Source organism: Paenarthrobacter sp. NPDC057981 (assembly GCF_042886835.1).
Lineage (GTDB): Bacteria > Actinomycetota > Actinomycetes > Actinomycetales > Micrococcaceae > Arthrobacter.
In genome coordinates this window covers 29,311-41,955 of record NZ_JBHVQI010000021.1, presented here as the reverse complement: position 1 = coordinate 41,955, position 12,645 = coordinate 29,311, and the positions used below count along the sequence as shown (strand labels likewise).

Annotated in this window: 8 protein-coding genes, 1 tRNA gene and 1 other RNA gene; 3 read left to right on the top strand and 7 right to left on the bottom strand. The window is 65.1% G+C overall.

Annotated elements, in window-relative coordinates; translation table 11 throughout:
* Positions 1 to 2: 2 nt before the first annotated feature.
* The 3 genes from recR to ffs form a co-directional block, all read right to left on the bottom strand.
* A complete protein-coding gene (recR, locus tag ACFVSI_RS16945) occupies positions 3 to 602 on the bottom strand; it encodes a recombination mediator RecR (RefSeq protein WP_144661436.1) in 600 nt (199 codons plus the stop codon).
* A 33-nt stretch (positions 603 to 635) separates the two neighbouring features.
* The gene (locus ACFVSI_RS16940) at positions 636 to 3,758 is read right to left on the bottom strand and encodes a DNA polymerase III subunit gamma and tau (protein WP_387826111.1); all 3,123 of its coding nucleotides are present in this window, start codon (positions 3,756 to 3,758) and stop codon (positions 636 to 638) included.
* A gap of 33 nt (positions 3,759 to 3,791) precedes the next feature.
* Positions 3,792 to 3,888: signal recognition particle sRNA small type (gene ffs / locus ACFVSI_RS16935), an RNA gene on the bottom strand.
* A gap of 194 nt (positions 3,889 to 4,082) precedes the next feature.
* On the opposite strand from ffs, the gene ACFVSI_RS16930 reads away from it, so the two are divergent.
* On the top strand, positions 4,083 to 4,646 hold the full coding sequence (locus tag ACFVSI_RS16930) for a DUF3800 domain-containing protein (protein WP_387826108.1): 564 nt from the start codon (positions 4,083 to 4,085) through the stop codon (positions 4,644 to 4,646).
* A gap of 137 nt (positions 4,647 to 4,783) precedes the next feature.
* On the opposite strand, the gene ACFVSI_RS16925 is transcribed toward ACFVSI_RS16930, so the two are convergent.
* Positions 4,784 to 5,107 carry a hypothetical protein gene (locus tag ACFVSI_RS16925; protein ID WP_387826105.1) on the bottom strand — a complete coding sequence of 108 codons (324 nt, stop codon included), beginning with the start codon at positions 5,105 to 5,107 and terminating at the stop codon, positions 4,784 to 4,786.
* A gap of 304 nt (positions 5,108 to 5,411) precedes the next feature.
* Between ACFVSI_RS16925 and ACFVSI_RS16920 the strand changes: the two genes are divergently transcribed.
* Positions 5,412 to 5,496 (top strand) — tRNA-Ser (locus ACFVSI_RS16920).
* Between the two features lie 39 nt (positions 5,497 to 5,535).
* Here the strand turns inward: ACFVSI_RS16920 and ACFVSI_RS16915 are convergent.
* Positions 5,536 to 6,474, bottom strand: coding sequence for a LysR substrate-binding domain-containing protein (locus ACFVSI_RS16915; RefSeq protein ID WP_274261398.1), 939 nt, complete (start codon positions 6,472 to 6,474; stop codon positions 5,536 to 5,538).
* A 123-nt stretch (positions 6,475 to 6,597) separates the two neighbouring features.
* Between ACFVSI_RS16915 and ACFVSI_RS16910 the strand changes: the two genes are divergently transcribed.
* Positions 6,598 to 10,071 (top strand): bifunctional proline dehydrogenase/L-glutamate gamma-semialdehyde dehydrogenase, encoded by a 3,474-nt coding sequence (locus ACFVSI_RS16910; protein ID WP_387826102.1) that lies wholly within the window; start codon positions 6,598 to 6,600, stop codon positions 10,069 to 10,071.
* A gap of 88 nt (positions 10,072 to 10,159) precedes the next feature.
* Here the strand turns inward: ACFVSI_RS16910 and ACFVSI_RS16905 are convergent, their stop codons facing one another.
* Both ACFVSI_RS16905 and ACFVSI_RS16900 read right to left on the bottom strand, forming a co-directional pair.
* Positions 10,160 to 11,074, bottom strand: coding sequence for an oxygenase MpaB family protein (locus ACFVSI_RS16905; RefSeq protein WP_387826099.1), 915 nt, complete (start codon positions 11,072 to 11,074; stop codon positions 10,160 to 10,162).
* 107 nt (positions 11,075 to 11,181) lie between these two features.
* A complete protein-coding gene (locus ACFVSI_RS16900) occupies positions 11,182 to 12,633 on the bottom strand; it encodes an MFS transporter (RefSeq protein ID WP_387826096.1) in 1,452 nt (483 codons plus the stop codon).
* Between the last annotated feature and the right edge of the window lie 12 nt (positions 12,634 to 12,645).

Genomic DNA, 12,645 nt, shown 5'->3' with positions numbered 1-12,645 from the left:
GACTACAGCAGGGCGTTCCGACGGCCTTCGAAGGCGCGGCCCAACGTGACCTCGTCGGCGTACTCCAGGTCTCCGCCGACGGGCAGCCCGGAAGCCAGCCGCGTCACGGCGACACCGATCGACTTGAGCATCCGGGCCAGGTACGTGGCCGTGGCTTCGCCTTCAAGGTTGGGGTCTGTGGCGATGATGATTTCCTGGATTGCGCCGTCATTGAGGCGCGTAAGGAGTTCGCGGATGCGCAGCTGCTCGGGGCCGATGCCGGCGATGGGGTTGATGGCCCCACCGAGCACGTGGTACCGGCCACGGAACGATCGCGTCCGTTCCACGGCCAGCACGTCCTTGGACTCCTCCACAACGCAAATCACCGACGGATCACGACGCGGATCGCGGCAGATATTGCACGTTTCCTGCTCGGTGACGTTGAAGCAGACGGAGCAGAACTTCACGCGTTCCTTGACGGTGGTTATGGCCGTGACCAGGCGTTTCATGTCCTCAGGGTCGGCCTCCAGAATGTGGAACGCCAGGCGCTGCGCTGATTTCGGCCCCACGCCGGGGAGGCGGCCGAGCTCATCAATCAGCTCCTGAACTGCACCTTCGTACACAATGTCCTCATTTGTTTGAAATCAATGCTGGAGTCAGCGGGTTTGCAGGGGAGAACCGTCCAAGGCGCGCTCTTCGATCAGCTTCCCGCCCAGAATACGCTCCACGGCAGCCCGCCCAAAGACCCTCGATTCCTCGATGGTTTCGTCCTCCGGGCTTGGAATATCTTCCGGCGCAGCAACCGGGGCAGCTTGCGTCCGGACGGGTGCCTGGACGCGCCCTGCCTGGGCTTCGGGGCTGTTGGTCAGCCGTTGGTACAGGCTCTGACGGCCGTTGGAATTGCCCGACGGCGCGTCCTCCTCAAGCGTGGCAACTGAACCGTGCGCTTCGTCTGGTTGCGTCGCCAAGGAAGGCCAGGTGGGGATGGGGCTGGCGGGCTGTCCGCTCCCGGTTGCCGGGGCGGTGCCTGCCATGGCCGCCGTCGCTTGCGTTCCTGGCCAGCTCGACGCCGGTGCGACGTCCCAGCTGGAGCTTGGGTTCTGCTCGGCGTTGGTTGGGTGACCGTAGGATGCGGTTGCCGTCTCCGGGACCTGGGCTGCGGCGGGCTCGTAATCGGGGGCAGCCACTGAGGGTGCGGGGGCCTCCTCCGGGGTGGACGTTGCCTTGCCCACGTTGGATTCGGTTCCGACCACCCACGTGCCCGGGGCCTGCTCTACTGCGCGGGACCACGGGTCATCGGACGGCTTGGGCGCGGCGGGTGCCTGTGCCGAGGAACCTGCCCCGGTGGGTGCTCCCGCGGGGGAGGTTGCTCCAGCGGGGGAAGTCTGGGGGTACCCCTGGGACGCGGCTCCCCGGCCGTAGCCGGAAGGAGGCTCCCAATCAGCCGGTGGCTCTTCATCCAACGGCGGGGCGTCCTCGTCCAGCGGCGGTCCCCAGTCGTCATCCGGGTAGGAGTAGTCGCCGGCGGCCGCGGGCGGGGCAGCTGCCACGGGTGCGGCTGCCACGGGTGTCGGGGCAGAAGGCGCCGGAGGCGCGGGCGTTGCCGGGGCTGCTGCTGGTGCCGGAGTCTGCTTGGGAGCCGGCTCCTGGGGAGAAACCTGCTGCGGGGCGGCTTGGCCAGGGTTCGCCGGCGTAGGAGCCACTGCTGCCGCCGGCGCCAAACCCCATGCGGAGTCAACCGACGACACCTGCGCTGGGGCTGATGCCTGTGCCGGGGCCGACGACTCAGCCGCCGACGATTCAGCAGGAGTGCCCGCCGCGGCTGGGGCAGCCGGGGTTTCCCGGCTAGTAGGCGCTTTTGGGTTTGGCTCAGAGCTCGCTGAGCTGCTGCCGCCAGCCACTGCGACGATCTGGCAGTCGATGCCGATGGTCTTGTGGATTGCCTGGCGTAGGTTTTCGGAATGGTCTGCGCGACCAAAAGCACCAGCAAGGCCGCCGGTAGTGAACGCGAGGGTAAGCACCTGTCCGTCGAACTGGGCGACCTGTGCGTTGGGTTCAACGAGCGCCCATGTACTGCGCTTGATCTTGGTCAGTGTCTGCAGCACGTCCGGCCACGCCCGGCGAAGAGCCTCGACGTCGCCGCCACCTGCGGGGGCGGGGCCCGGAGCCGCAGCTGCCGGTGCCACGGCGGGGGCCGCCTGCGGAGCCGCATGCTCTGTCGGTTGGGTGGCCCGCGGCTGAACGGCGGCCTGCTTGGCGGGTGCCTGCTGTGCCGGAGCCTGCTGGGGAGCGGCTGCTTGGGCTGTGCGGCCGGCGGCAGGGCGATCCTCGACTGGCCAGTCGTTGGTCGAAACGCGCGGGGCTGTCAGCCCTTCGCGTGCTGCGGCATCGGTAGACGGCGCCTGGGCAGGAGCGGCCGATGGGGCAGCGCCAGCAGCAGCCGCGCTTGCTTCGGAGCGAGAGCCTGCAACCTCCGGAACCGATGCTGCTGCTTGGGCGGGAGCGGCGGCAGGTGCCGCCTGTGCCGGCGCAGCAGTGGAAGGAGTCGCCGCCGTCGGAACCGCAGCAGCAGGCGCCGTTGCAGCAACGACCGCTGTACCGGCGTCGCCCGCGTAGTTCAGGCGACGTTCCACGCGGTCTATGCGTGCGGCGATTCCCCGCTCGGTTTGCTCGGAGCCAGGCAGCAGAATGCGCGCGCAGAGCAGCTCGAGGTGCAGCCGCGGTGACGTGGCACCGGTCATCTCCGTAAGGGCGGTGTTGGTGACGTCGGCAGCGCGTGAGAGTTCAGCAGCACCCAGGTTGGTGGCCTGGTTGCGCATCCGTGCGATCTGGTCCTCGGGCATTCCGCGGAGGATCGCCTGGGCACTTTCGGGCATGGCCTGGACGATGATGAGATCGCGGAACCGCTCCAGGAGGTCTTCGACGAAGCGTCGGGGATCGTGGCCGGTTTGGATGACCCGGTCAACCGCCCGGAAGACCGTGGCGGCATCGGCGGCCGCAACGGCGTCGACGATGTCATCGAGCAGGGACGCGTGGGTGTACCCGAGCAGCGCCACCGCGAGTTCGTAGTCCAAACCGTTGGGGCCAGCGCCAGCCATGAGCTGGTCGAGCACCGAAAGGGTGTCACGCACAGAGCCGCCGCCGGCGCGGATCACCAGCGACAGCACACCCGGGGCGACAGGAACGTTTTCCTGCCTGCAGAGCAGCTCAAGGTACTGCATGAGCGGCTCCGGCGGCACCAACCGGAAGGGGTAGTGGTGCGTGCGGGAGCGGATGGTGCCGATGACCTTGTCCGGCTCCGTGGTGGCGAAGATGAACTTGATGTGTTCCGGCGGCTCTTCGACGATCTTGAGGAGCGCATTGAAGCCGGCCGACGTGACCATGTGGGCCTCGTCGATGATGAAGATCTTGTATCGGTCGCGGACCGGGGCGAACGTAGCGCGCTCGCGGAGGTCGCGGGCATCGTCCACACCACCGTGGCTGGCGGCGTCGATCTCGATCACGTCCAGCGAACCCGAACCGCCGCGGGCCAGTTCGACGCAGCTGGGGCACGTGCCGCACGGGGTGTCAGTGGGGCCCTCGGCGCAATTCAGACAGCGTGCAAGGATGCGGGCAGAGGTGGTTTTACCGCAGCCGCGCGGGCCGGAGAAGAGGTAGGCGTGGTTCACGCGGTTTTTCCGGAGCGCCGTCATCAGCGGCTCCGTGACGTGTTCCTGCCCGATAACGTCCGCGAAAGAGTCCGGACGGTACCTTCGATACAGGGCAGTTGTAACAGTCACAAGTGAAACCTACCTATAGGGACTGACATTTAAATAAGAGACCCCTCATGCACCCGCCAGAGCCCATCTACCCTTGCTACCTTCCGGTCCTGGGGGAGTTCAACAGGATGACGCCACATGAGGGGCCGTCGACAAGCTTACCCGAACTTGGTGCGGCGTTCGAATCGGCCTCAGCCAGTGTGGAAAACGCTCGACGGCGGGTGGTTGGCAGCGAAATCGGTGCGTTGTCTGAGGCGTGGAATAGGATCGCCAAACCAGCTCCGCTGCAACGGCCCGGGAGGGTGATTTTCGCACGGGTCGGAGATCTACGGTTTAGGCGGAGGCATGGCGACGTTTGCGTTTATCGACGAGTCCTTGGTGAGTCGTCGAAATGGTGATGATGTCTATGTTCTTGGGGCGGTGGTGCTTGCCCAGTGTGACGTTGATAGTGCTCAGGAAGTCCTGCTGACACTTAAAAGCAGTTCGGCCAAGAAGCTCCATTGGCGCGATGAACAAACTCATTCGCGCCGCAGGCTGGTCAAGGAACTGTCCAGCTTGCCCCTGACTTGCTGCGTCGTGGTTAGATCCAAGCCAACGGGAGACAGCCAGGAAAGGCAGCGAAGACTTTGTTTGGAGCGGCTGTTTCATGAGCTCGATCGTCTCGGGGTTTCGCGCGCGGTCATTGAGTCCCGGGGTAACGCAGACGACAGGCGCGACATGAAAATGCTTCAAGTCCTGCGTTCGGCACGCGCGATAGGCTCCGGCATTCGGATGGAACACATTCCTGGGCCTAAAGAGCCCATGCTTTGGGCGGCGGATGTCTTATGCGGCGCTGTCGCGCAAGGGGAACAGGGTGTGGCTGATTACTTTGACCAGATAGCTTCCCTGGCCCACGTCCATCGGATCTGATGAGAGCTTAAATCGCGAAGCCCCAGGCCCTGTCATCCGGCAGGAACTCCTGAGGCTCACTTCCACGACCACCTCGATGGTATGGCGTGCTATCAGTATCCGTTGGCAAGGCTGGCCAAGTCAATCGGTGGGGCCAATCACCGCCACCCACTAACGGGCCACGTCATGAAAGCCGGTTCGTCGTAGGGGTGCGCCGCCCGCAGGGCCAGCACTACGCCGTCGAGCGCTGCTTCCCCAACCACGCACTCAACGCGGATTTCCGCCACCTGCTCCTCGATCCCCACCTCTCCTATGAACGGCTGGGCGCCGGGCTGGGGAGTGAACCGGCCAGTGCCTGGGGAAGTGTAAAAACAGTGGGAGTAGTCGCCGATCCGACCCGCGCCTGCGTCTCCCATGGCCAACAGAACTTCTTCGATATGCGTGTCCGGTACGTAAACCACGAGAGCGTGAAGCTGCGTCATGCAGACATCTTGTCAGCAAATTAGGCTACAAACCGGTCTCAACCATTGCAAAAGAAGGAACAGCGGCGGACCATGTTTATGTACACCGATTGGGGCAATCTCAAGGTTGTGAGCTGCGGGGCCTGGGGGCGAGGGGCCGGACCCGGTAGCTCAACGGTTGTGCCGCAAGAATGGGCGCGTTGGGGGCGTCCATTTTTCCGTTAAGGGGACCTTCTCCGCGCGTGTCAGGCAGTGCCGATTTCCCTCGATTACACGATGCCGAAATTCTCGGGTACAGTAGTATCTGCTTTCGAATCGGAAGCAAGGAGAATTCGCCTAGCGGCCTATGGCGCACGCCTGGAACGCGTGTTGGGTTAACGCCCTCGGGGGTTCAAATCCCCCATTCTCCGCGTTTGGCCCCAGTCTTCGGACTGGGGCCTTTTGCGTTCCTAGGAAGCTACCTCGGCGTCCGCTTGCTGCTCCGCATCCTGCTGCTGCGCTTCGGCCACCCGTTCCAAGACCTCGCGGCACGCTGCGGTTGCCGGGTGGATCCTGCCCGCCGTCCTGGTGGAAGTGAATACGGTTCGCTTGGGCAGACCCGGAAGATCCAGCAGTTGGACTGTCCGGCTCCGGCCCGTCCAGACGAGGTCCGGCATGAGGGCCACGGCATTGCCCGATTCGATGAGCCGGATTTGCGCTTGGAGGTCGGCGGTTTCGTAGCGCACGTCCGGTTCGAAGCCGGCCGATCGGCATGCCTGCTCGGCCCAGTGACGGGAGGCAGCACCCCTCGGCTCCATGACCCACGGCATGGACGCGGTGTCCGCGAGCGAGGAAACAGTCTCCCCGCCCAACCCGACCGGGGGAGTGGCCAGGCGGATGGCGTCGCTGGTCAGCGTGACGCGGTCCAACCCGCTGTGGTGCGGCGCAGCATGGCCGGGGTACTGCTCGGCCACCACCAGATCGAAGTCCCGCGCCCACGTTTCGTAGAGGGCTGTCTCCGGTTCACGCTGGGTCATTTCCACCCGCACTTCCGGGTACTCCTGGCGCATGATGCTGAGGAAGCCGGGCAGAAGCGCCAACGCGGCCGATTGGAAGACGGCCAGACGGACCGTTCCCGTGACCATCGACAAGGAAGCGGCGAGTTCGGTTTCAGCCCGCTCCAGCGTCTCCAGCAGCGCCGCGGTGTGCGCCACTAGGATCTCTGCCTGCGGCGTGAGTTGCACCCGGCGTCCGGCCTTGCGCAGCAGTTCCACCCCGGCTTCCTTCTCCAGGAGCGTCAATTGCTGGGACACGGACGAGGGGCTGTACTGCATCGCGTCGGCCACTTCGGCGAGGGTCCCGCGGATCTTCAATTCGTGCAGCAAACGCAGCCTGCGGACGTCCAACACGATGGCCTCCAAAGGTTCGGGATGGGTAATGAATATTCGTCAGAAAAGATCGCTTTTCCTAATGAGATTGTAGATCCATACTGATGGAAACAAACAAACTTCTCCGCCTCAGAAGGAGCCCCCATGACCAGCACCCTCCCGGATGCCACAGCCCCGCGCACCCAGGATTCCGGGCAGTTCGATGCTCTGGCCCACGAAGCCATTGCGTTGGTCCGCCACTGGTTGACCGAAGCCAGCAAGATTCCTGTCGACGTGTCCGCCCAACGCCTCGCCGGCGTCCTGAAGGACCCGAACGGCCTGGAATTCACTGTTGGATTCGTCGACGGCGTCATCCGCCCCGAGGATCTGTCGGTCGCCGGCCGTAAGCTCGCCGAGCTCGCCCCCAAGGTGCCCAAGTTCCTGCCTTGGTACATGCGCAGCGCTGTCCGCGTAGGCGGCGTCATGGCTCCGATCCTCCCGCAGGTGGTTATCCCGATCGCCCGCCGCGTTCTCCGCGAAATGGTGGGCCACCTGATCGTTGATGCCACCGACGCCAAGCTTGGCCCGGCCATCGCGAAGATCAAGCAGGACGGCGTGCACCTGAACGTCAACCTCCTGGGCGAAGCTGTCCTGGGCGAGCACGAGGCAGCCCGCCGGCTGGAAGGTACCCTCAAGCTCCTGGCCCGCGACGACGTGGACTACGTCTCCATCAAAGAATCCTCCACCGTCGCACCGCACTCGCCGTGGGCCTTCGACGAAGCCGTCGACCACGTGGTGGAGAAGCTCACCCCGCTCTACCGCCTCGCGGCATCCTTCCCCAAGCCCAAGTTCATCAACCTGGACATGGAGGAATACAAGGACCTGAGCATGACCATCGCTGTGTTCAAGCGCATCCTGGACATGCCCGAGTTCAAGAACCTCGAGGCCGGCATCGTCCTCCAGGCATACCTCCCCGATGCCCTCGGCGCCATGCAGGAACTGCAGGAGTGGGCCACGGCCCGCCGCGCGCAGGGTGGCGCACCCATCAAGGTCCGCGTGGTCAAGGGCGCCAACCTTCCCATGGAGCAGGTTGAGGCCTCGCTGCACGATTGGCCGCTGGCAACGTGGGGCACCAAGCAGGACTCCGATACCAGCTACAAGAACGTCATCAACTACGCCCTCACCCCGGAGCACGTTGACGCGGTCCGCATCGGCGTTGCCGGCCACAACCTCTTCGACGTCGCGTTCGCCTGGCTCCTTGCCAAGCAGCGCGGGATTGCCGGTCAGGGACAGAAAGCGATCGAATTCGAGATGCTCCTGGGCATGGCAACCGGCCAGGCAACGGCTGTCCGCAAGGACGTCGGCAGCCTCCTGCTCTACACACCCGTGGTCCACCCGGGCGAGTTCGACGTTGCCATCGCCTATCTGATCCGCCGCCTGGAGGAAGGCGCCAGCCAGGAAAACTTCATGTCTGCGGTCTTCGAGCTGAGCGAAAACGAAGCCCTGTTCAAGCGCGAGCAGCAGCGCTTCCTGAACTCCCTGGCCCAGCTCACGGATACAGTGCCCGGTCCCAACCGCCGGCAGGACCGCCGTCTTCGGGCCGAGCCCGCACCAACCGAGGGCTTCCGCAACACCCCGGACACCGACCCCGCCCTGCCGGCAAACCGTGCGTGGGGCCGTGACATCCTGGGGCGCATCCCCGGTTCCACGGCAGGCGACAAGATTGTGGAGTCCACCAAGGTTTCCGACGCCGCCGCCCTCGAGCAGATCATCTCGACGGCGGTCGAAGCCGGGAAGGCGTGGGGCGCACGCCCCGCCGCGGAGCGTGCAGCCATCCTGCACCGCGCCGGCGAAGTCCTTGAGGCCCGCCGCGCCGAGCTCCTGGAGGTCATGGCTTCCGAAACCGGCAAGACCATCGACCAGGGCGACCCCGAGGTCAGCGAAGCAATCGACTTCGCGCACTACTACGCCGAGCGCGCCAAGGACCTGGAAACGGTCGACGGCGCCACGTTCGTCCCGGCCAACCTCACCGTCGTGACCCCGCCATGGAACTTCCCGGTGGCGATCCCCGCCGGCTCGACCCTCGCGGCACTGGCCTCAGGTTCCGCCGTCGTCATCAAGCCTGCCAAGCAGGCCCGCCGCTCCGGTTCCGTCATGGTGGATGCCCTCTGGGAGGCCGGCGTGCCGAAGGACGTGCTGGCACTCGTCCAGCTCGAAGAGCGTGACCTCGGTACCCAGCTGGTCTCGCACCCCAGCGTTGACCGCGTCATCCTGACCGGTGGCTACGAAACGGCCGAGCTGTTCCGTTCCTTCCGCCAGGACCTGCCCCTGCTCGCGGAGACTTCCGGTAAGAACGCGATCATCGTGACCCCGAGTGCTGACCTTGACCTGGCCGCGAAGGACGTTGTGTACTCCGCTTTCGGACATGCCGGACAGAAGTGCTCCGCTGCCTCCCTGGTGATCCTGGTCGGTTCGGTGGCCAAGTCCGCCCGCTTCCACAACCAGCTCATCGACGCCGCCCGCTCCCTGACCGTGGGCTACCCGGAGAACGCCACCACGCAGATGGGCCCGATCATTGAGCCCGCCAACGGCAAACTCCTCAACGCCCTCACCACCCTGGGCGACGGCGAAACGTGGGCCATCAAGCCCGAGCGCCTCGACGAGACCGGCCGTCTGTGGTCCCCGGGCATCCGTTCGGGCGTCAAGCGCGGCTCCTACTTCCACCTCACCGAGTTCTTCGGACCGGTCCTCGGCGTCATGACCGCGGAGACCCTTGAGGAAGCCATCGCCATCCAGAACGAGATCGAGTACGGCTTGACTGCCGGCCTGCACTCCCTGGACTCCGCTGAAATGGGTGTCTGGCTGGAGAAGATCCAGGCTGGAAACTTGTACGTCAACCGCGGTATCACCGGTGCGATCGTGCAGCGCCAGCCGTTCGGTGGCTGGAAGAAGTCGGCCGTCGGTGCCGGAACCAAGGCTGGTGGACCGAACTACCTGATCGGTCTGGGCAGCTGGGTCCCCGCTGAAGCCAAGGCCAAGGGCGGCACCGTCCTTGAAGGTGCCGCCTCGCAGATCCTCGCCGCGGCAAAGTCCGCAGACGTCACCGCTGCGGAATACGAGACCCTCCAGCAGTCACTCTTCAGCGACGCCGAGGCTTGGGCAACCGAGTTCGGCACCCGCAAGGATGTCTCGGCCCTGACCGCTGAGCGCAACGTCTTCCGCTACCGTTCATTGCCCGTGACCGTCCGCCTCTCTGAAGGCGAGCGGCTCGCTGAGCTGCTGCGCGTTGTGGCAGCCGGTGCTGTGGCTGGTTCGAAGCTCTCGGTGAGCTCCGCCGTCGTACTTCCCGACGCCGTGGTGACCGCGTTCGCCGGTCTTGGCGTCAACGTCCGGATCGAGGACGACGCCGCGTGGCTGGCTCGTGCGGCATCGTTCGACGGCGGCCGCATCCGGCTGATCGGTGGCGACTTCGCCGCGCTGAGCGCAGCGATGGGTGGGCGTCCCGACGTCGCGGTCTACCACGGCGCCGTGACCCAGGCCGGCCGGATCGAGATGCTCCCGTTCCTCCGTGAGCAGGCTGTGTCCATCACGGCCCACCGCTTCGGCACGCCGAACCACCTCTCGGACCAGCTGATCTAGCGTCCCGCTTCAACGACTGAAAGCCAGCTCTTCGGCGCAACCCGCACTGCATGGGTCCGCGCCGAGGGGCTGGCTTTCTGCTTTCCAGTCAAGCGTCCGCGTACCCGAGCCTCCGCAACCTTTGGCGGGCCGCTTGTTCGCTGGGCCCATGGGACCCGAGGGTGAACCGGACCATTCCCAGCACCACCCTGGCAGCCGTGATCACCGGCAAAGGGACCGGCCCCAACATGGGCCGCTGAAGGCCCAGCAAGTCCCTGTATTTTGGCTCAAGACTGGCGATGGCTGCCCCGAAAAGGATGCTGTAGCCGGGCTTGAGGAGGGGGCTCAGTGGCGGATGCTGGATGAAGGATACTGTCTCGGCCAGCCTTTCATCAGCCCGCAGAATCCCTGATGCGTACCACCTTTCCAACTCTTCGCGGACCTGGAACTCGGTGAGGGGCGGGTCCTGCACCCCCATGAGCTGCCCCGCTGCTGCCCACTCGCGGACGTAGGCATCAGCTCCGCCGGGGATGGAAACGCCCCAGATCCGGTTGGCCGTCAGGAACGAGTCGGCGTAGGTCACGTGCACCCAGCGGAGGAGTTCGGGATCGTTGGCGGCGTACTCATGAACCGCGCCGTTCCCGTCCACGTAGGTCCCACGGACGCGTTCGTGGATCCTGCGGACCACGGCTGTGGCAGACTCGGCCGCCTCTGTTGATCCGTACGTCACCGTGAAGATCCAGCGCACCGTGTTGGCCAGGCGGCCCAGGGGATCCTTCTGGAAACCGGAGTGCTCGTAGACGCCGGCCAGGGCACCGGGGTGGAGGGCCTGCATCAGCAGCACCCGGATCCCCGCCACAATGGTGGCCACGTGCCCATGCACCGCCCAGACGGCCGAGCCCGGAAGGTGATATCCGGCGTCGTTCCCTTCCGCCAGGCGCGGCACCCACTCAGGCGGCGTCCCCGACGTCCCGGTGAACGTGCGCTGGAGTTCGTGGCGGTACTCCGTGAGGTAGTTCCTCATGCATCCAATGAGACCTCACATCCGCCAGACCGTACAGAGGGAGTTTTCGTACAACTAATGCCCTTATGAGCGGCTCATAAGGGCATTGGCTGTACAAAAACCCGGGGTTAGAGGGTGGTGCGGCGTCGGGAAGGTGCGGCTGCCACCAGCAGGGCGGCAATTGCGACGGCGGCACTCAGGATGAGTCCCGGACGGTACTGTTCCAGCATGGCTTGGGCGCTGACGGTACCGGCCGCTTGGCCGTGGCCACTGACCAAGGCTGTGGTGACGGCGAGGACCAAAGCGGCACCAACCTGCGTGCTGGTCTGAATGAGCCCTGCGGCCAGGCCTTGCTCGGAATCCTTGATGCCTGCCGTGGCCTGCACGTTGATGGACGGGAAGGCCAGGGCGAAGCCGATGCCTAGAAGGACCACCGAGGGCAGGATGTCCAGCGCGTAGTTCGGGGTGGTGCCCACCCTGAGGAAGAGCACGTAGCCCAATCCAAGCGCGGTGAGGCCAGTGAGGATCAGCTGCGTGGCTCCGAACTTTTCAATGAGCCGGTCGGCGAACGGAGCGCTGGTGGCCACCAGCAGGCCCGCCGGCAGCAAGGCCAACGCCATTCCCAGAGGGGTCCAGCCGAGCACGGACTGCAGGAACATGGTGACGATGAACTGGAAGCTTAGGTAGGAACCGAAGAGCCCCACTGCGCTCAAGTTGGCCCGTGCAACCCAGCCTTCCTTCAAGATGCCGAAGCGGATAAGCGGGTGCTTGACCTTGTTCTCGATGATTGCGAAGGCTGCCAGCACTGCGGCAGAAACTGCGAATCCGGCGATTGTTGCCACAGATCCCCAGCCCTGCTCAGGTGCTGAAACCAAGGTGTACACCAGGCCGAGCATGCCCAGGGCGAGGGTCACGGCTCCCCAGATGTCGTGCCCGCTGTTTTCGGCTGATGGCTTGTCCTTGGGGATGAATTTCATGCCCAGCAGTACCACGATCACGGCGATCGGCACGGATACCAGGAACGTCCAGCGCCAGCTCAGGCTGGTCATCAGGCCGCCGACCACCAGGCCCAGGGAGAACCCGCTGGCACCGAACGTAGTGAAGATGGAGAGCGCTTTGTTGCGTTCGCGGCCCTCGGCAAAGTTCGTGGTGATGATGGAGAAGCCGGTGGGTGCAGTGAAGGCGGCTGCCAGGCCCTTTACAAAGCGGGTGGCGATCAGGATTGCGGGGTCGTCCACCAGGCCGCCGAGGAGCGACGCGGCTGCGAACACAGTCAAGGCAATGAGGAAGATACGACGGCGGCCCAACAGGTCCGCGAGCCGCCCACCAAGGAGCAGGAGGCTTCCGTAGCCCAAGACGTAGGCGGAGACGATCCACTGCAGGGAATCGGTTCCGAGGTGGAGTTCCTGTCCGATGGAGGGCAAGGCGACGCCAACCATGGAGACGTCCAGGCCATCGAGGGCAAGGACGGTGCAGACAACCATCAGAAGAAGCCACTGGGCCCGCGTCCAGCGGACCACTGTTGACGCTGTCGCCAAGGGTGGCTCGACGGGTGTATTGAGGGTGGTGGGTGAGGTCATGGGATCAATCTA